General features: G+C 66.7%; 16 protein-coding genes. 10 read left to right on the top strand and 6 right to left on the bottom strand.

The annotated features are described in order from the left end of the window. Positions 1–514 precede the first annotated feature (514 nt). A complete protein-coding gene (locus CCR84_RS07180) occupies positions 515–1141 on the top strand; it encodes a hypothetical protein (RefSeq protein WP_201210905.1) in 627 nt (208 codons plus the stop codon). 137 nt (positions 1142–1278) lie between these two features. On the opposite strand, the gene CCR84_RS07175 is transcribed toward CCR84_RS07180, so the two are convergent. From CCR84_RS07175 to CCR84_RS07150, 6 genes are all read right to left on the bottom strand, one after another. Beyond that, on the bottom strand, positions 1279–1836 hold the full coding sequence (locus tag CCR84_RS07175; RefSeq protein WP_201210903.1) for a 1-acyl-sn-glycerol-3-phosphate acyltransferase: 558 nt from the start codon (positions 1834–1836) through the stop codon (positions 1279–1281). Positions 1837–1862: 26 nt separating this feature from the next. Continuing rightward, positions 1863–3488: an ABC-F family ATPase gene (locus CCR84_RS07170; protein ID WP_201210901.1), complete on the bottom strand. Its 1626-nt coding sequence runs from the start codon at positions 3486–3488 to the stop codon at positions 1863–1865. 192 nt (positions 3489–3680) lie between these two features. Then, the gene (locus CCR84_RS07165) at positions 3681–4505 is read right to left on the bottom strand and encodes a mechanosensitive ion channel family protein (RefSeq protein WP_201210899.1); all 825 of its coding nucleotides are present in this window, start codon (positions 4503–4505) and stop codon (positions 3681–3683) included. A gap of 203 nt (positions 4506–4708) precedes the next feature. Next, a complete protein-coding gene (locus CCR84_RS07160) occupies positions 4709–6091 on the bottom strand; it encodes an ammonium transporter (RefSeq protein WP_201210897.1) in 1383 nt (460 codons plus the stop codon). A 10-nt stretch (positions 6092–6101) separates the two neighbouring features. Next, positions 6102–6440, bottom strand: a complete 339-nt coding sequence (glnK, locus tag CCR84_RS07155) for a P-II family nitrogen regulator (RefSeq protein ID WP_201210892.1) — start codon at positions 6438–6440, stop codon at positions 6102–6104. A gap of 47 nt (positions 6441–6487) precedes the next feature. Further along, positions 6488–7309, bottom strand: coding sequence for a TorF family putative porin (locus CCR84_RS07150; protein ID WP_201210890.1), 822 nt, complete (start codon positions 7307–7309; stop codon positions 6488–6490). Positions 7310–7663: 354 nt separating this feature from the next. Between CCR84_RS07150 and CCR84_RS07145 the strand changes: the two genes are divergently transcribed. The 9 genes from CCR84_RS07145 (at position 7664) to CCR84_RS07105 (ending at position 18236) form a co-directional block, all read left to right on the top strand. After that, positions 7664–7921 carry an accessory factor UbiK family protein gene (locus tag CCR84_RS07145; protein ID WP_201210923.1) on the top strand — a complete coding sequence of 86 codons (258 nt, stop codon included), beginning with the start codon at positions 7664–7666 and terminating at the stop codon, positions 7919–7921. A gap of 145 nt (positions 7922–8066) precedes the next feature. Then, positions 8067–9569 carry a YifB family Mg chelatase-like AAA ATPase gene (locus tag CCR84_RS07140; protein ID WP_201210887.1) on the top strand — a complete coding sequence of 501 codons (1503 nt, stop codon included), beginning with the start codon at positions 8067–8069 and terminating at the stop codon, positions 9567–9569. Between the two features lie 15 nt (positions 9570–9584). After that, the gene (locus tag CCR84_RS07135) at positions 9585–10781 is read left to right on the top strand and encodes a multidrug effflux MFS transporter (protein WP_201210885.1); all 1197 of its coding nucleotides are present in this window, start codon (positions 9585–9587) and stop codon (positions 10779–10781) included. 471 nt (positions 10782–11252) lie between these two features. Further along, complete coding sequence (gene ruvC, locus CCR84_RS07130) at positions 11253–11825, top strand: crossover junction endodeoxyribonuclease RuvC (RefSeq protein WP_207186244.1); 573 nt, start codon at positions 11253–11255, stop codon at positions 11823–11825. 102 nt (positions 11826–11927) lie between these two features. Next, positions 11928–15056 (top strand): CHAT domain-containing tetratricopeptide repeat protein, encoded by a 3129-nt coding sequence (locus CCR84_RS07125; RefSeq protein ID WP_201210883.1) that lies wholly within the window; start codon positions 11928–11930, stop codon positions 15054–15056. Positions 15057–15068: 12 nt separating this feature from the next. Continuing rightward, positions 15069–15797, top strand: coding sequence for an amino acid ABC transporter ATP-binding protein (locus tag CCR84_RS07120; protein ID WP_201210881.1), 729 nt, complete (start codon positions 15069–15071; stop codon positions 15795–15797). A 113-nt stretch (positions 15798–15910) separates the two neighbouring features. Then, entirely contained in the window at positions 15911–16726 is an 816-nt protein-coding gene (locus tag CCR84_RS07115) for an ABC transporter substrate-binding protein (RefSeq protein WP_201210879.1), read from the top strand. Positions 16727–16770: 44 nt separating this feature from the next. Continuing rightward, positions 16771–17523 (top strand): amino acid ABC transporter permease, encoded by a 753-nt coding sequence (locus CCR84_RS07110; RefSeq protein WP_242508597.1) that lies wholly within the window; start codon positions 16771–16773, stop codon positions 17521–17523. After that, the gene (locus CCR84_RS07105; RefSeq protein ID WP_201210877.1) at positions 17520–18236 is read left to right on the top strand and encodes an amino acid ABC transporter permease; all 717 of its coding nucleotides are present in this window, start codon (positions 17520–17522) and stop codon (positions 18234–18236) included. Before CCR84_RS07110 ends, CCR84_RS07105 begins: the two co-directional genes overlap by 4 nt. Positions 18237–18259: the final 23 nt, after the last annotated feature.

Raw genomic sequence — 18259 nt, 5'->3', positions numbered from 1 at the left:
TGGTCGGAAAGGGCGACCCACATTGCGAACAGCCTGTGTGGCCCATGACGGTTACGGTCTCAGCCCCTCTCCATGCACTCCTAGAATACGTCTATTCCGGGGAGGCAGATCAAGCATAGGATGACGGGATGGCGAAGCGTCAGTCATCGCGAGCCCGCAGGACGTGGCGATCCAGCGCCCAGGGCCATGACGGAATTGAAGCGAATGGGCGCGTTTCATTCTTCGGGGAGGCAACTCGCAAGGACTGTCAGCAGCTAGGGTTTAGGTGCCGGGAGTTCGGCAGGATCGAAAATCGGCGCGGTAGCCGCGGGATTGGCTTGCACAGCGTGGCTTGCACAGCGGCGCCCGGCGAACACGTTCGCGGCAGACGAGCGAAGAATCCCGATTCCGGCGCAAAGTGCTATTTTACGGCCTCGCCGCGCCGATGCCGGCGAACGGTGAGGATCAGGAGAATTCGACAATGGGGCAAATGCTGAGACGAGAGCTGAAACCAGGGCACGGAGGAGGCACGCGCATGGCCTTGCTGGCGCTCATCCTGATGGCGACGACGGCGCTACCGGCCGCAGCGGCCGGAGATCTGCCGACGAACGGCAGCGCGGCGCCGGCGGGCGCGACCGGCTCCGCCGCGGCGCAGACGGCGCAGACGGCGCAGACGGCGCAGACGGCGCAGACGGCGGAGATGCTGGAAGAGGCGCAGGCGCTGCGCGCGCGTGCCGAGGCGATCCACAGCGAGGCCGACGCGCGCTACGCGGCGGCACAGGAAACCTGCTACCAGAAATTCCTGGTCAATGCCTGCCTGGACGACGCGAAGAAGGAATGGACCCGTGCCAACCTCGAAGCGCGTCCGCTGGAACAACGGGCACGCGACCTGGAACGCGAGCACCGGCGCGCCGAAGTGGCAGCCAAGGAGGCGCAGCGCGCGCTCGACGCCGAGCGCCGCGCCGTCGAGCAGCGCGAACAGGCCGAGCGTTATCGCGCCGAGGAAGCACTCCGCGCCGCCGCACGCGAACGCAAACAAAGCAACAAGGAAGCGCAGGCCGAGGCCGGTCGACGCAAGACCGAGGCCGAGGAAGCGGCAAGGCGCGAACGCGCAGCCGAGCGGGCGAAACGCGATGCCGAGCGCGCGGCGAAGGCGAAGTGAGCCGGCACTTGAATATTCCGTTCGCCCTGAACTTGTCAGGATGCCATTCGCGGCTGCCGCCGCTCCCAAGACAACCGCTCCCGCAGCAAGTTCCTGTGGAAGGGCCGGCAGGCCCGAATCGGGCCCCACGCAAATAGCTACTGCCGGAAACGGATGTCGCCGGCCTTTTCCGGGTAGAGCGCGCGCTTGTCGGCGTAGTAGGCGCGGATCAGCGCGAGGTCGGCTTCCTCGTCACCCGATAGCGTGATCCAGCTTTCGACGCCGACCTGCCGCCTGCCGTAATCGATGAAGCCGAGGCCGAGCGGGACACCGACGGCGAGCGTCAGCCGGTAGAAGCCCGATTTCCAGTGGTCGGTCTTGCTGCGCGTCCCTTCCGGCGTGAAGGCGATGTGGAAGCTGTCGTTGCGGGCGAAGGCGTCGGCCAGCTGTGCGGTCATCCCGGTGCGCTCGCGCCGGTTGATCGGCACGCCACCGAGGCGCAGGAAGATCGACTTCAAGGGCCAGCGGAAGAGCGTGTCCTTGCCGGTCCAGTGCATGAAGATGCCGGTGTGGATGCGGCAGAGCATGCCGACCACGAAGTCCCAGTTCGAAGTGTGCGGATAGACGAGGACCACCGACTTCGGCCCCGGCGGTGGGGTGAACACGATCCGCCAGCCGGCCAGATGCAGGATCAGTGCGCAGAGGCGGGAGAGCATGGCTGCCGCCGCTCCCACCCTTGCGATCAGTCGTCAATCCCGCGGCTGGCGAGGTATTCCTCGTAGGTGCCGAGGTAGTTCACGTGCTTGCCGTCCATGCGGATTTCGAGGATGCGCGTCGCCAGCGAGGAGACGAACTCGCGGTCGTGCGAGACGAAGACCAGCGTCCCCTTGAACTTGTCGAGCGCGGTGTTGAGCGACTCGATCGATTCCATATCGAGGTGGTTGGTCGGCTCGTCCATCACCAGCACGTTCGACTTCTGCAGCATCAGCTTGCCGAAGAGCATGCGCCCCTGCTCGCCACCGGAAATGACGCGCACGGCCTTCCTCACATCGTCGCCCGAGAAGAGCAGGCGGCCCAGCGTGCCGCGGATCAAGGTCTCGACGTCCTCGCCGTCGGCGGCAGTCGACCGCGCGTAGCCGGCGATCCAGTCGGTAAGGCTGAGATCGGAGTCGAAGGCGGCGGAATGGTCCTGCGCGTAGTAGCCGGGGCGCGCCTTTTCCGCCCACTTGATGGTGCCGTGCGCGGGATGCAGTTCGCCCATCAAGAGCTTGAGGAAGGTCGTCTTGCCGACGCCGTTCTCGCCGATCACCGCGACGCGGTCGCCGGCGTTGAGCGTGAAGTCGAAGTCGTTGAAGATCTTCCGGTCGCTGCCCGGGTAGGCGAAGGACAGGCGCTCGATCTCGACTGCCTGGCGGTGCAGCTTTTCCTTCTCGTCGTAGTCGAAGCGGATCCACGGGTACTGGCGCGACGAAGGCTTGACGTCCTCGGGCTTCAGCTTGTCGATCAGCTTCAGGCGAGAAGTCGCCTGCTTGGCCTTCGACTTGTTGGCCGAGAAGCGGCGCACGAAGTCCTGCAGGTCGGCGATGCGTTCCTTGGCCTTGGCGTTGGCGTTCTGCTGCCGTTCGCGCGCCTGCGTCGACGCTTCCATGAAGTCGTCGTAGTTGCCCGGGTAGATGGTGATCTTGCCGTAGTCCAGGTCGGCCATGTGCGTGCACACTTGGTTCAGGAAGTGACGGTCATGGCTGATGATGATCATCGTGCAGTCACGCTCGTTGAGCACGTGCTCGAGCCAGCGGATGGTGTCGATGTCGAGGTTGTTGGTCGGCTCGTCGAGCAGGAGGATGTCGGGCTTGGCGAACAGCGCCTGCACCAGCAGCACGCGCAGCTTCCAGCCGGGGGCCACCTCGCTCATCGGGCCGTAGTGCTGTTCGGCCGGGATGCCGACGCCGAGCAGCAGTTCGCCGGCGCGCGCTTCGGCGGTGTAGCCGTCGTACTCGGCGAACTTCGCCTCGAGCTCGGCGGCGTGCATGTAGTCTTCCTCGGTCGCCTCGGGGTTGGCGTAGATCGCGTCCTTCTCGACCATGCACGCCCACATCTCCTCGTGCCCCATCATCACGACGTCGATGACGCGCTTGTCCTCGTAGGCGAACTGGTCCTGGCGCAGGTAGGCCATGCGCTCGTGCGCATCCTTGGAGACGTTGCCTGCGCTCTGTTCGAGCACGCCGGCGAGGATCTTCATGAAGGTCGACTTGCCGGCGCCGTTGGCGCCGATCAGGCCATAGCGGTAGCCTTCGCCGAACTTGATCGAGACGTTCTCGAACAGGGGCTTGGCCCCGAACTGCATGGTGATGTTGTTGGCGACGAGCACGGTAAACCCCGGACAGGAAAGCGTTCTGGAAGGGGCGGTATTGTACCCGACGCGATCGACGAGGGGCAGATGAAGAGGCAAAGACACCGTCGCAGCCCGGCGGCGGCTCTGCGCGCGAACGCCGTCCGTGCAGGCAGCGGCCGCCGAGCCCGGCGCTGCGGGGGGCGGCGGCCGGTGAAAAGAGCCCGGGGATCAGGAAACCTGGGTCACGGTGAGCTTCTGTGCCGCCATCGGCGCCGGGAAGCCGGCCTCTTCGAGCGCTTCCTTGATGGTGCGGTTGGTGTCGAAATACACCTGCCAGTAGTGATCGTTGTGGCAGTACGGACGGACGACGACGACCGGTCCGAGCAGGTTGAATTCGAGGATCTCGACATCGACGGGCGGGTCGGCGCGCACGTTGGCGATGGCACCGACCTTGTCGCGCAGGAGCTGCATCGCCGCGCGGTGGTCAGCGGCGCCCGACAGCTGCGCCTTGAGGTCGACGCGGCGGTACGGATTGACGGAGAAGTTCTGGATCGTCTCCGAGAAGACCTTGTTGTTGCCGATGATCGTCTGCACGTTGTCCGGGGTGTCGATCGTCGTCGAGAAGAGCCCGACTTCGACGACGGTTCCGGTCAGGCCGCCGATGCTCACGAAGTCGCCGACCTTGATCGGGCGCAGCACGACCATGAACGCGCCGGCGGCGAAGTTGGAGAGCAGTCCCGACCAGGCGAGGCCGATGGCGACACCCGCGGCAGCGATCAGCGCCGCGAAGGTCGTGGTCTGGATGCCGAAGTAGCCGAGGATGCCGACCACCAGCAGCACGTTCAGGGTGACGGTGATGATCGAACCGATGTAGCGCTGCACCGTCAGATCGACCTTCTGCCTTTCGAGGCCGTTGCGCACCAGCCTGACCGCGAGATTGATCAGCCAGCGACCGATGACCCAGAAGAGGATGGCGGCGAGGATCTTGATGCCGAAGTCGCTGGCGTACTGGATCGCCAGATCCTGGTAGTGAGAAAACTGTGCGCTGTCCATGGCTTTGCCCTCCTGGCCGGCACGAACTCGCCGGCAGCCTCGCAGCGGAAGCCGCCGCCCCGGCGCCGCGGAAGGCGACGCCTGCGCTCTTTATAGCCTATTCACTTGTCTTTAAACGGACGGCAACAGAGGGGCAAATTCCTGCGTAACACGCTGTTTTAAAACGACGGGGACAGCATGAACCATACTGTCCCCAGAGAAGATCAGCGGTGGTAGGCGCTTTCGCCGTGCGCGCTGATGTCGAGACCCTGGCGCTCCTCTTCTTCGGGAACGCGCAGACCGATCAAGAGATCGACCAGCTTGTAGGCGACCAGGGAAACCACGCCCGACCAGACGATGGCGGTGCCGACGCCCCAGCACTGGCTGATCAGCTGCGCGACCATGTCGTAGTCGCCCACCTTGTCGGCGACGTAGTCGTAGACGCCGGTGCCGCCGAGCGCGGGGTCGCAGAAGACCGCGGTGAGGATCGCGCCGGCGATGCCGCCGACGCCATGCACGCCGAAGACGTCGAGCGAGTCGTCGGCGCCGAGCAGGCGCTTCAGGCCATTGACGCCCCACAGGCAGACGAGGCCGCCGATGAGCCCCATGCAGATCGCGCCGCCGACGCCGACGAAGCCGGCCGCCGGCGTGATCGCGACCAGGCCGGCGACCGCGCCCGAGGCGGCGCCGAGCATCGACGGCCGGCCCTTGAACAGCCACTCGCCCGCCATCCAGGACAAGGTCGCCGCCGCCGTCGCCGCCCAGGTGTTCACCATCGCCAGCGCGGCGGCACCGTTGGCTTCGAGCGCCGAACCCGCGTTGAAGCCGAACCAGCCGAACCACAGCAGCGAGGCGCCGATCATCGTCGTCGTCAGGCTGTGCGGTGCCATCGACTCGCGCCCGTAGCCGATGCGCTTGCCGATCACCCAGGCGCCGACCAGGCCGGCGATGGCCGCGTTGATATGCACGACGGTGCCGCCGGCGAAGTCGAGCGCGCCCTTCTGGAACAGGAAGCCCGCGCTCGCCGTCGCTGCTTCGCCCGCGGCGGCGCTGCTGTAGGCGTCCGGACCCGCCCAGTACCAGACCATGTGTGCCATCGGCAGGTAGGAGAACGAGAACCAGATGAGCATGAACAGCAGCACCGCGGCGAACCTGATGCGTTCGGCGAAGGCGCCGACGATCAGACCGCAGGTGATCGCGGCGAAGGCGCCCTGAAAGACGACGTAGCCGAGTTCGGAAACGCCGACGCCCTTGGAGAAGGTCGCAGCGATCGAATCGGGCGTGATGCCGGCTAGCAGCAGCTTGTCGAGCGAACCGAAGAAGGCCGAGCCCTCGCTGAAGGCGAGCGAGTAGCCGTAGACGACCCACAGCACGCTGATCAGCGCGAAGGTGACGAAGACCTGCATCAGTACCGAGAGCATGTTCTTGGCGCGCACCATGCCGCCGTAGAACATCGCCAGACCGGGAATCGACATCAGGATGACCAGCGCCGCGCAGAGCATCAACCAGGCGTTGTCGCCCTTGTCGATGCTCATTGCGGGCTCGGCGAGCGCGGCGCTGCTCGCCAGCGTGGCGAGCAGTCCGGAAAGGACAGGAAGGCGTCTCATGGGGCTCTCCTCAGAGGGCGTCCATACCGGTCTCGCCGGTACGGATGCGGACGACTTGTTCGAGATCGAAGACGAAGATCTTGCCGTCGCCGATCTTGCCGGTGCTGGCCGAGTGCTCGATGGCCTCGATCACGTGCTCGACGATGTCGTCGCGCACGGCGACTTCGATCTTCAGCTTGGGCAGGAAATCGACGACGTACTCGGCGCCGCGGTACAACTCGGTGTGACCTTTCTGCCGGCCGAAGCCCTTGACCTCGGTGACCGTGATTCCTTGCACGCCGATCGGCGACAGCGCCTCGCGGACTTCGTCGAGCTTGAACGGTTTGATGATGGCGGTTACCAGTTTCATGAAAGGCTCCTGAAGGGGGAAGGCCAGGCCCTCCCCGGTGGCTGCGATCAGAACGTGCGGCTGACGGAGACGACGGCGATGCCGCGGCCGGCGTCCTTGAACTTCGCATCTGCCGAGGCGTTGTTGCCGTTGTCCACACTGTTCGCGAAGCAGTACGGATTGCTGGTCGTCCACGGGCAACTGCCGTTGGCGTTGGTGCCGACATAGGCCACACCAACGATCCAGCCATTCACGTCCTTGGTCACGCCGAGCTTCCAGTCGGTATAGTCGGCATTCGAGAAATTCTTGTAGTCGAGGCGCCCGACGTGGGCGTTCACGCCCCAGCCATTGCCCAGATCGTAATTCGCCGACAGGTCGAGGTAGCTGGTACCGCGAGTCTTCTCACCGCTGGGAGCGCGGGTCGCGAAGTAGTCGTCCACGGCGTACGAGTACTTCAGCGAAACGAACTTCCACGAAGCGCCGACATAGACTTCCTTGTTGTCTACCGTACCGTTGTTGGCACCGCCACTGACACCGCGGGCTTCGCTACCCGGGTAGTAGTAATAGATCGCACCGAGGTCGAGCCCCAAGTCGCCGAAGGAAGTCTTGTAGCCGCCGTAGAAGTCCATCTCCAGATTGCCGCCCGGATAGCCAGCGCCCTCATTGACGTTCGAGTTCCAGTTGCCGAGGTAGAAGCCGCTCGCATGCGCGTAATCGAAACCGCCTTGCAGCGCCGACTTGCCGAAGGTCTGGTCGATGCCGCGGAAACGGTAGCTGCTGAAGAGGCCGATGTTGGCAGTGAGCGGGCTCGCCTCTTCCTGTGCGGCAAAGGAGACTGCCGGGGCAGCGAACGCGGCGCAGAGCGCAGCAGCGAGCAGGGTTCTTTTCATTTGACGCTCCTTGTTGATTGAAAAAATCGGGCAGCTTCTCCATAGCATTAGCCGTGCCAGGTTTCGCTCCTGACATGAACCCACCGCCCGGGAGATCCCAGATTCGGGCCTTACGGCCCTCCGGCGGTCGGCATCCGTTGCCGCAGGAGGGCTTTGAGTGGGAGCGGGGCAGCCGCGAACAGGCACGTGGCGTTGTTCCGCTAACTGCCGGATTCGCGACCGGTGCCCCGCGCTGGCGCACCCGGGGACTGCGCCGCACCCTGGCGGTGCGCCGCCTCACGCACAGCATGGAGCAGGCGGGGCGCTGCAGCCGCTGTGCTAAACTCCGGCGCATTCCGCAACGAGGCCATCGTGATGCTCGATCCCAAGAAATTCGAAGAATTCGGCGCCCGTCTGAGCGCCCTCATCGCCAACACCCCGGCTGCCGACGTGGAAAAGAACGCCAAGGCCATGCTCTCCGGATTCTTTTCCAAGCTCGACCTGGTCAGCCGCGAGGAATTCGACATCCAGCAGCAGGTGCTGCTACGCACGCGCGAGAAGCTGAAGGCGCTCGAAGCGCGCATCGAGGCGCTGGAAAAGGCGCCGGCGCAGCGCCAGGACCCGGCCGCCTGAAGCCGCGGCGCGGCCGACACGGCGCGCGCAGCGCCACGCGAGTCGCCCCGCCTGCTCCACCCGCCGCCTTCCTGAAGGTCTGCCGAGCCGCGCACCGGGTCCCCCTACCGCGTCACCGACCGCATCGCCGACCGAGTCAACGACCTTGTCGCTCGCCGTCCTGCATAGTCGAAGCCTCGACGGGCTGGCTGCGCCGGAAGTCGCAGTCGAAGTCCATCTCGGCGGCGGGCTGCCCGCCTTCACCCTGGTCGGGCTGCCCGACGTCGAAGTCCGCGAGGCGCGTGACCGCGTGCGCGCTGCCTTGCAGAACTCGGGCTTCGAGCTGCCCGATGGGCATATAACCGTGAACCTGGCTCCGGCCGATCTGCCCAAGGAGTCCGGCCGTTTCGACCTGCCGATCGCGCTCGGCATCCTCGCCGCTTCCGGCCAGCTGCCGATCGGCGCGCTCTCCGACTACGAGTTCGCCGGCGAACTGTCGCTGAGCGGTGCGCTGCGGCCGATCCACGGCGCGCTGGCGATGACCCTCGCGGCCGGCCGCGTGCGCCGCCGCTTCGTGCTACCCACCGACAGCGCCCGCGAGGCGGTCCTCTCCGGAGCGACCGTGCTCGCCGCCGACACCCTGCTCGAAATCTGCGCCCACCTCACCGGTCGCAAGCCCCTCAAGGTGCTGCGCCGCGACGACGCGCCGGGCTCGACCGACCCTGCTGTCGGCATCCCCGACCTCGCCGACGTGCGCGGCCAGGCACGCGCGCGCCGCGTGCTCGAGATCGCCGCCGCGGGCGGCCATTCTCTCCTGCTCGCCGGACCGCCAGGCGCCGGCAAGTCGATGCTCGCCGCGCGCCTGCCGGGAATCCTGCCGCCGCTCGACGCCGACGCCGCGCTCGAATCGGCGGCGGTCCTGTCGCTGGCCGGGCAGTTCCGGCCCGAAGCCTTCGGCCAGCGGCCGTTCCGCTCGCCGCACCACACCAGCTCGGCGGCAGCGCTGGTCGGTGGTGGGACGATGCCGAGGCCGGGCGAAATCTCGCTCGCGCACCAGGGCGTCCTCTTCCTCGACGAGTTGCCCGAGTTCGACCGGCGCGTCCTCGAAGCGCTGCGCGAACCACTGGAGAGCGGACGCATCCACATCTCGCGCGCCGCTCGCCAGGCCGAGTTTCCGGCAAGGTTCCAGCTGGTTGCGGCGATGAATCCCTGCCCCTGCGGCCACGCCGGGGATCCTTCCGGGCGCTGCCGCTGCTCGCCCGACCAGGTCGCGCGCTACCGCTCCCGCCTCTCCGGACCGCTGCTCGACCGCATCGACCTGCAGATCGAAGTCCCGGCGATCGACGCCGCGGCCTTGCAGGGGCCTGCCGACGGAGAATCGTCGGCGCTGGTGCGCGCACGCGTCGTCACCGCGCACCAGCGCCAGCACGAGCGCCAGGGAACGAGCAACGCGCTGCTCGCAGGCGCCGAATTCGACCGGCACTGCAGCCCGGATGCGGCCGGCGCCGCGCTCGCACGCCAGGCGATGGAGCGCCTGCGCCTGTCGGCGCGCGCCTATCACCGCGTCTTGCGCGTCGCGCGCACCATCGCCGACCTCGCCGGTGACGCCGGAATCGGCGCCGCGCACATCGCCGAAGCGGTGCAGTACCGCCGCTTCGCGCACGACTGAACTCCCGAGAAGCCCTTGCCAGCCACCCGCACCCCGCCACCGCGCGGCATCGCCGTCCTGCTCGCCGCGCTGTCGGCGATCGGCCCCTTCGCAATCGACGCCTACCTGCCGTCGTTCCCCGACATCGGCGCCTCGCTCGCGGCGACGCCGATCGAGGTGCAGCAGACGCTGACTGCCTACCTGCTGCCCTTCGCGCTTATGACGCTGTGGCACGGCGCGATCGCCGACGCGCTCGGGCGGCGCCGGGTGATCCTCGCCGCGCTGGCGCTGTTCGCGCTGGCCTCGGCCGGCTGCGCGCTGGCGACGCAGATCGAAGTGCTGTGGTTCCTGCGCGCGCTGCAGGGGATCACCGCCGGCGCCGGCATCGTCGTCAGCCGCGCGATCGTGCGCGACCTCTACGACGGCGCCGAGGCCCAGCGCCTGATGGCCCGGATCTCGATGATGTTCGCGATCGCCCCGGCGGTCGCGCCGGTGATCGGCGGCTGGCTGCAGGCGGCGTTCGGCTGGCGCTCGGTGTTCCTGTTCCTGGTCGCGCTGACGGCGCTGCTCGCGCTCGTCTGCTGGCGCTTCTTGCCGGAAACGCTGCCACCCGAGCGGCGGCAATCGATGCGCCCCAGCTACCTGTGGCGTGCCTATCGCAGCGTCCTCAGCGCACCGCCCTTCCTCAGCGCCTGCGCGGCACTCTCGTTCAACTTCTGCGGCTTCTTCGTCTATGTGCTGTCGGCGCCGGTGTTCCTGATGCGCCACCTGGAACTACCGGAAACGGCCTTCCTCTGGCTGTTCGGCCCGGCGATGTGCGGGCTGATGGCGGGTTCCTGGATTTCCGGACGCATCGCCGGCCGCGTGACGCGCGAGCGGACGATCAACGTCGCCTACCTCATCATGGCGGCGGCGGCGATGGCCAACGTCGTCCTCTGCCTCGCGCTGCCGCCGGGCCTGCCGTGGAGCATCGCGCCGATATTCGTCTACACGATCGGGATGTCGCTGGCGATGCCGATCCTCACGCTCTACGCGCTCGACCCCTACCCGGAAAAACGCGGGCTCGCCGCATCCTGCCAGACCTTCCTGCAGGCGAGCTTCAACGCCCTCGTCGCCGGCCTCGTCGCGCCGCTCCTGTGGGGATCGACGCAGAGCCTCGCCGCAGGCATGGCCGGCTTCGTGCTGCTCGGCGCCGCCGCCGCGTGGCTGCAGCGGCGGCTCGGCAGGCACTGAAGGACGCTGGCGTGACGCCCCGGCCCGAGTTTGCCGACGCAGTTTGCTTCGACAGGCGCTTCGGTGCTTCAATCACGCCCTTGGCGACACATTCGCGACCGTTCGCGGCTGCCGCCGCCCCACGACACCCCTCGCGCAGCATCGCCCTCTCGTGGGAGGGCCGGCAGGCCCGAATGACGGCATACTCCCCGGAAACTTCACCTAATGGTCATGGCGAGTTACGCCACCCCGAAGCATGAAACCCGCCCATTTGCTTCAGTTCCGTCATTGCGAGGCGCGCAGCGCCGTGGCAATCCAGTTCGTACATCCATTTTTGCGTCGTCCCCAGATGTCGATGGGCGACCCGAAAACAGTATCTACGCACTGGATCGCCACGCCCTGCGGGCTCGCGATGACGGGCTCCTGCTCCGGGGCAGCGCCTTTGCTCAATCCCTGCGCAGTTTCACGTTAAACCTGGATGCGGCAACTGAATTGATCGTACACACCGGCGGCACCGCCACCTCGGCAAGCAATGGGGGCATCGTGCGCATCCTCGGCGTAGATCCGGGGCTGCGCGTCACCGGCTTCGGCGTCATCGACCAGTGCGGACAGAAGCTCGCCTACGTCGGCAGCGGCTGCATCCGCAGCAACGAAAAGGAGTCGCTGCCGCAGCGGCTGGGGACGATCTACGCGGGGCTGCGCGAACTCGCCGAGAAATACCGGCCGCAGCAGGCCGCGGTCGAGATCGTCTTCGTCAATGTGAACTCGCAATCGACGCTGCTGCTCGGCCAGGCACGCGGCGCCGGTATCGCCGCGCTGGTCGCTTCCGGGATCGAGGTCGCCGAATACACCGCACTGCAGGTGAAGCAGGCGGTGGTCGGCAACGGCCATGCCGACAAGACACAGGTACAGCACATGGTGCGCCGCCTGCTTTCGCTGCCCGGCGACCCGAGCCCCGACGCGGCCGACGCGCTCGCCTGCGCGATCGCGCACGCACACGGCGGCCAGGGGCTCGGCGCGCTGGCGACCCGCGGCCTGCGCATGCACAAGGGGCGGCTGGCGTAGACTCCGGCTGTCGATGTTTCCGGGGATGCACATGGGCACAAGCGGAGCGGGCAAAATGCAGCACCATCGATCAGCGATCGGGAGACGTCGATGAGATGGATCATGATGAGATCAAGCTTGCGCCATCTGCTCGCCGCCGTTGCGCTGCTTCTCGCCGGCTGGATGGCGCCGGGCCAGGCTGCCGAAAACGGCGGGCCGGCCCCCGTCGTGACGAGCGCGGCACCCGCTCTAGCAGGGCAGGTGCCACCTCGCACCGTTCACGACATCCTCGCCATTCTCGACAGCCATCCGGTCGACGCCGGCAAGCTGGCGACGCCCCGTCAGATCCTGGAGACGCCACCGCCCGCGGGACTCGACGAACGGGATCTGGCCGAGTTTCACCTCAAGCGCGCGCGTGCCGCCAACGAACTGGGGCTGGTCGGCCCGCAGATCGCCGAGTTGCGCCGCGTCATCGAACTGGGCGGCGGCCGCGAACCCTTCCGCGCCTGGGCCGAGTTGTCGGGGGCCGAGTTCAACGGCGGCAATTTCCACAACGCCTTGGCCGCCAGGCACAAGGCCCTGGCACTGAGCCCGGAAAACGCGAACGGTTTCCGTCTTTCGCTGCACGCGCAGTTGTCGGACCTGTACCGGCGCCTCGGCGACTTCGACACGGCACGCCAGCATCTGCGTGATGCCGAAAGTCTGCTGGCGAGGGTCAGGCGCGGCAAGAACTGGGAATATTTCCAGTACAACTGGCAGGCTTCGCTCGAAGACGCGCTCGGTCGCATCGAATTCTCGTCCGGACGTTACGACGCTGCCGTCGAACGCTTCCGGCGGGCACTCGACGACCGCAACCGCGACGTCGTCGACAACCTCGACCGCCTGCGCCGCAATCTGCCGAGCACCCCGCCACAGATCAACGTCGAGAACGCCCGCGACAGCGCCGAGGCCTGGCTGGCCAGCGCCCTGCGCATGCAGGGCAATCTGCGCGAGGCCGAGGTGCATGCGCGCAGGCTCGCCTACCGCTGTCTCGAACGGAGAGGTCCGGACAGCCTGCACACCAACATCATGCTGCAGCAACTCGCGCAGGTGCTGGTCGAGGAAAACCGCCCGGCCGAGGCGCTGCTGCTGATCGATCGGGTGCTCGGAAACTTCGACAAGCTCGGCGTGCCGCAGACGGCCTATCCCTACGTCAATTACCGGCGCATCAAGGCCAATGCGCTGACCGCGCAAAAGCGCTGGCAGGAAGCGCTCGCCGAGTTCGAGGCGATGCGCGCGGCGCTGGCCGCCGACCCGCAATTGATCGAGACGCTCGGATCCCCCAGCCTGGGCTGGGTCCGCGCGCTGATCGCCGAGAGGCGCAACGACGAAGCGATCGCCCTCGCCGAGAAGCTGGCCAGACAGAAGCGCGAGCTGATGGGCAGCGCAGCCTACGACGCCGCCGAGGCGACCGGTTATTACGGCGTCGCGCTGGCGGCTGCCGGTCGCGACGCCGAAGCCTTCAGCGCGCTGCGCGATGCCGTCACGGTGATGATTCCCGCCGCCGCCGAAGAGGCCGACCGCTCGGGCCGGCGTTTCGCCCGACTGTCCTACATCATCGAGAGCTACCTGCGCGTGCTGGCGCGCAGCCGCGGCACGGCCCTGGAAAAGGTGCGCGGCATCGATACCGCCGCCGAAGCCTTCCTCGTCGCCGACGCTCTGCGCGGACAGAGCGTCCAGCAGGCGATGGCCGCGTCGGCAGCACGCGCAGCCGCCGGAACGCCTGAACTCGCGCGACTGGTGCGCGAGGAACAGGACATCCGCCAGGAACGCGACTCGCTCTACAAGATCCTCGGCGACCTCATGTCGCGCCCCTCCGACCAGATGCTGCCCAAGGTGATCGCCGACATGCAGGCGCGCGGCGCCGACCTCGACCGCCGGCAGAAAAGCCTGCACGAGCAACTGCATCAGCGCTTCCCCGACTACGCAGACCTCATCTCGCCGCGACCGGCGAGCATCGCGCAGATACAGTCCGTACTCAGACCGGGCGAAGCGCTGCTGAGCGTTCTGCCGACCGAGGATGGCAGCTTCGTCTGGGCCATTCCGGCAAAGGGAGCGCCGGCCTTCGCCACCGTTCCGCTGCCGCGCGCGGAGGTCGGTCGCCTGGTCGACCGCCTGCGTGCGGCACTCGATCCGCCCGATTTCGAGATCGACAGATTGCCGGCTTTCGACGGCGCGGTCGCCCATCGGCTCTATCGGGAGTTGCTGGCGCCGGTGGCAAGCGGCTGGAAGGGCAGCCGGCACCTGATCGTCGCCGCCGGCGGCGCGCTCTCGCGCCTGCCCTTCGCGCTGCTGCTCACCGCGCCGGCGGAGGCTTCCGCAAAGGGTGCGACGCTTTATGCGAATTATGCCGACTGGCCCTGGCTCACGCGCGAGCTGGCCATCAGCCAGTTGCCGGCCGCATCTTCGCTGGCCACGCTGCGGCGCATGCAGGCGGGAGCGCCCGACCGCATCGCCTTCGCAGGTTTCGGCGACCCCGACTTCGCCGGTCGGGTCGGCACGCCGGGCGGCGGGGCGCGCGGCGTGCGCGCGGCGCCCTTCACGGTGACGCTGCGCGCAGAGATGCAGCAGGGCGACGCCGTCGGCGAGGTCGATTACAGTCGCATCTCGCCGCTGCCCGACACGCGCGACGAGATCCTGGCGCTGGCGAAGGCGCTCGGCGCCGAGCCCGGACGCGACGTCTTCCTCGGCAGCGCCGCCAGCCGGGAAACTGTCCTCGGCATGGATCTGAGCCGGCGCAAGGTGATCGCCTTCGCCACACACGGCCTGCTCGCGGGGGACTTTCCGGGCGTCGACCAGCCCGCGCTGGCGCTGGCCAACCCCGGCGGCGGCAAGCACGGACTGCTCACCCTCGACGACATCCTCGGGCTCAAGCTCGACGCCGACTGGGTCGTGCTTTCCGCGTGCAACACCGCCGCTGGCGACGGCGAAGGCGGTGAAGCCATCTCCGGCCTCGGACGCGGCTTCTTCTATGCCGGCAGCCGCTCTCTGCTCGTCACCCACTGGCCGGTCGAATCCGCATCGGCCAAGCGACTGGTGGTCGGCATCTTCGAGGCGCTGGCGAGCGACCCGCAACTGCCGCGTGCCGAAGCCCTGCGCCGCTCGATGCAGAAACTGATGAGCGAAGTCGAGCGCGACGGCAGGCTGAGGTTCAGCTATGCGCATCCGATCTTCTGGGCCCCCTATGCCCTTGTGGGCGACGGCGGCCGCTGACAGGAACAAGCAATGATCTCGATTCGTCAGGTTTCAAAGTGGTACGGCAGTTTCCAGGTCCTCGGCGAATGCACGACGGACATTCGCAAGGGCGAGGTGATCGTCGTCTGCGGACCGTCAGGCTCCGGCAAGTCGACGCTGATCAAGTGCGTAAACGGGCTCGAACCGTTTCAGGAAGGCGAAATCGTCGTCGATGGCATCCCGGTCGGCGATCCGAAGACGCATCTCCCGACACTGCGCTCGCGCATCGGCATGGTCTTTCAGCTCTTCGAACTGTTCCCGCACCTGCGCATCATCGACAACCTGACGCTGGCGCAGATCAAGGTCCTCGGTCGTTCGCGCGACGAAGCGAACGCCAAGGGGCTGCAACTGCTCGACCGCGTCGGTCTGAAAGCGCACGCGAACAAGTACCCCGGCGAACTTTCCGGCGGCCAGCAGCAGCGCGTCGCGATTGCCCGCGCGCTGTCGATGGACCCGATCGCCATGCTCTTCGACGAACCGACCTCGGCACTGGATCCCGAGATGATCAACGAGGTGCTCGACGTGATGGTCGAACTGGCGCAGGAGGGAATGACCATGATGTGCGTGACCCACGAAATGGGTTTTGCGCGCAAAGTGGCGCATCGCGTGATTTTCATGGACCAGGGACGCATCGTCGAGGACGCGCCGAAGGACGAATTCTTCGGCAAACCGCGCTCGCAACGTGCGCAGCAGTTCCTGTCGAAGATACTGCACCATTGAGGCTGAGGAAAGTTGCAGCGGGCGACATAAGTTAATCAAATCTTGTTCGTTCGCGACCGGGGAGGCGCTTGCTAATCTGGGGTCCGTAGGCAAACCCGATGCAAAGGACCGACATGAAACTCCAGGCTGCAATCTTCCTCGGGCTGGCGCTGGCCTCCGGCCTGGCCCAGGCCGACAAGCTCGACGACATCCGCAAGGCCGGCGTGCTGCGCGTCGCCGCCTTCGACGCCAACCCGCCCTTCGGCTTCGTGGACGAGAAGACGAAGAAGATCACCGGTCTCGACGTCGACTATGCACTCGAACTGGGCAGGAAACTGGGTGTCAGGGTCGAACTCGTTCCGACCAACCCGGCCAACCGCATCCCGCTGCTGACCTCGAACAAGGTCGATCTGGTCTTCGCCAACTTCACCATCACCGAAGAGCGCGCCAAGGTCATCGACTTCAGCATTCCCTATTTCGCCTCGGGACAGCAGTTCCTGGCGCGCAAGGGAACACTGAAGAGCCCCGATCAGCTGAAGGACTGGCGCATCGGCGCGGACAAGGGAACGACCATGGAGACCACACTGCGCGAGAAGTACCCGACCGCCAAGGTCATCGCCTACGACGACACGCCCTTCGCACTGAGCGCACTGCGCAACGGCAACGTGCAGGCGATCACGCAGGATGGCGCCAAGCTGGTGCCGCTGCTCGCAGCCTTGCCGGACAAGGACAAGTACGAGATACCGCCGTTCGCAATTTCCGAGGAACTCGAAGGCGTCGGCATTCCCAAGGGCGAGGCACGCCTCAAGTCGACGATCGACGAGTGGCTGCACGAACTCGAGAAGAACGGTACGGCACAGAAGATCCACGACAAGTGGTTCGGCCCGCAAAGCAAGGCACCGCTGCCGCGCCTGTTCAAGATCGGCGACGCGCACATCCGCGACAAGTAGTCTTGTAGCGGGGACGGCCTGAAGGACGCTGCCCCCGCTTGCACATGATCCTCAGTTCGCTGTTCGGCGAGCCTCTCGCCGGGAAGTACGTGCTCTGGCTGGTCGACGGCCTCGGCATGACGCTGCTCGTCTCGGCGATCGTCGTCGTCCTGTCGACGCTGCTAGGCTTTCTCCTCGCGCTCGGGCGGACGAGCACGCTGCGCCCGCTGTCGCCGATGAGCGCCGCTTACATCGCGTTCTTTCGCAACACGCCGCTGTTGGTGCAACTCTTCTTCTGGTATTTCGGTCTGCCAGGATTGCTGCCGGAGGCGGCGATGCTCTGGCTCAACAGCCCGCACCTCACGGCGATTGGCGGCGGGATCGAACTGCACTGGCCATCGTTCGAGTTCCTGATCGCGACGCTCGGCCTGACGCTTTACTCGGCCGCCTTCGTCGCCGAGGAAATCCGTTCGGGCATCACAGGCGTCCCGTTGCCGCAGCGGCAGGCCGCGCAAGCCCTGGGCATGACGCACTGGCAGGTATTCGTCCACGTCGTCCTGCCGCAGGCGCTGCGCCTGGCGCTGCCGCCGCTGCTCGGGCAGTACATGAACATCGTCAAGAATTCCTCGCTGGCGATGGCCATCGGCCTGGTCGAGTTGTCCTACGCGTCGCGCCAGGTCGAGAGCGAGACCTTCAAGACCTTCCAGGCCTTCGCCATCGCCACCCTCTTCTACATTCTGGTGATCGCGCTGATCGAGGCATTCGGCCAGTGGCTGTCGCGGCGCCAGCGCGTGCGCGGACGAACACGACCGGCATGAATCTTCAGGTCATTCTCGACAACTTGCCCTATCTGCTGTGGGGCGCCTTCCCCGAGGGGCAACTCGGCGGCGCGGCGCTGACGCTCGTGCTCAGCGTCGCTTCGGCGATCGCCGCCGGCATCCTCGGCCTGCTGCTCGGGATCGCGCTGTCGCTGTCACGCGGCGTGACCAACGCCATACTGGTTCTCACACTCGGTTTCTTTCGCGCGATTCCGGTGCTGATGCTGATCTTCTGGACCTACTTCCTGCTTCCGGTCGCCTTCGGCATCGATGTGCCCGGTCTCGTCTCGGTCGCCTGCGCGCTGTCGCTGATCGGAGGCGCGTATCTGGCGCACGCGGTGCATGCCGGAATCGCCGGGATTCCGCACGGGCAGTGGCAAGCAGGCCTGGCTTTGGGACTGTCGCGGATGGAGGTGCTACGCCATGTCGTGCTGCCGCAGGCGCTGCGCATCATGCTGCCTTCGTTCGTCAACCAGTGGGTGGCGCTGATCAAGGATTCCTCGCTCGCCTACATCGTCGGCGTTCCCGAACTCTCCTTCGTCGCCGCCCAGGTCAATAGCCGGCTGATGGTCTATCCGGCCGAGATCTTCCTTTTCGTCGGCGCCATCTACTTCATCCTCTGTTCAGGCCTCGACCTCATCGCCGGCTTCGTTTCGCGGCAGTTGCAGAGGAGAAGCCAGGAAGCTCCGGACCGCGGGCGCTGCCGGCAGTGAGCGGTGCCATGCGCGGCATCGGC

It is taken from the genome of Rhodocyclus purpureus, assembly GCF_016653115.1.
Classification (GTDB): Bacteria; Pseudomonadota; Gammaproteobacteria; order Burkholderiales; family Rhodocyclaceae; genus Rhodocyclus; species Rhodocyclus purpureus.
Note: the sequence above shows the minus strand (reverse complement) of the source record. Positions and strands in the feature narration are given on the sequence as shown.

What these genes read in the sequence shown, in the direction of transcription:
- CCR84_RS07150 (WP_201210890.1), bottom strand. Translation starts at nt 7,309, where the DNA reads ATGAAAAGAACCCTGCTCGCTGCTGCGCTCTGCGCCGCGTTCGCTGCC.
- CCR84_RS07175 (WP_201210903.1), bottom strand. Translation starts at nt 1,836, where the DNA reads ATGCTCTCCCGCCTCTGCGCACTGATCCTGCATCTGGCCGGCTGGCGG.
- CCR84_RS07160 (WP_201210897.1), bottom strand. Translation starts at nt 6,091, where the DNA reads ATGAGACGCCTTCCTGTCCTTTCCGGACTGCTCGCCACGCTGGCGAGC.
- CCR84_RS07145 (WP_201210923.1), top strand. Translation starts at nt 7,664, where the DNA reads ATGCTCGATCCCAAGAAATTCGAAGAATTCGGCGCCCGTCTGAGCGCC.
- CCR84_RS07125 (WP_201210883.1), top strand. Translation starts at nt 11,928, where the DNA reads ATGATGAGATCAAGCTTGCGCCATCTGCTCGCCGCCGTTGCGCTGCTT.
- CCR84_RS07180 (WP_201210905.1), top strand. Translation starts at nt 515, where the DNA reads ATGGCCTTGCTGGCGCTCATCCTGATGGCGACGACGGCGCTACCGGCC.
- CCR84_RS07165 (WP_201210899.1), bottom strand. Translation starts at nt 4,505, where the DNA reads ATGGACAGCGCACAGTTTTCTCACTACCAGGATCTGGCGATCCAGTAC.
- CCR84_RS07110 (WP_242508597.1), top strand. Translation starts at nt 16,771, where the DNA reads ATGATCCTCAGTTCGCTGTTCGGCGAGCCTCTCGCCGGGAAGTACGTG.
- CCR84_RS07115 (WP_201210879.1), top strand. Translation starts at nt 15,911, where the DNA reads ATGAAACTCCAGGCTGCAATCTTCCTCGGGCTGGCGCTGGCCTCCGGC.
- CCR84_RS07105 (WP_201210877.1), top strand. Translation starts at nt 17,520, where the DNA reads ATGAATCTTCAGGTCATTCTCGACAACTTGCCCTATCTGCTGTGGGGC.
- CCR84_RS07120 (WP_201210881.1), top strand. Translation starts at nt 15,069, where the DNA reads ATGATCTCGATTCGTCAGGTTTCAAAGTGGTACGGCAGTTTCCAGGTC.
- glnK (WP_201210892.1), bottom strand. Translation starts at nt 6,440, where the DNA reads ATGAAACTGGTAACCGCCATCATCAAACCGTTCAAGCTCGACGAAGTC.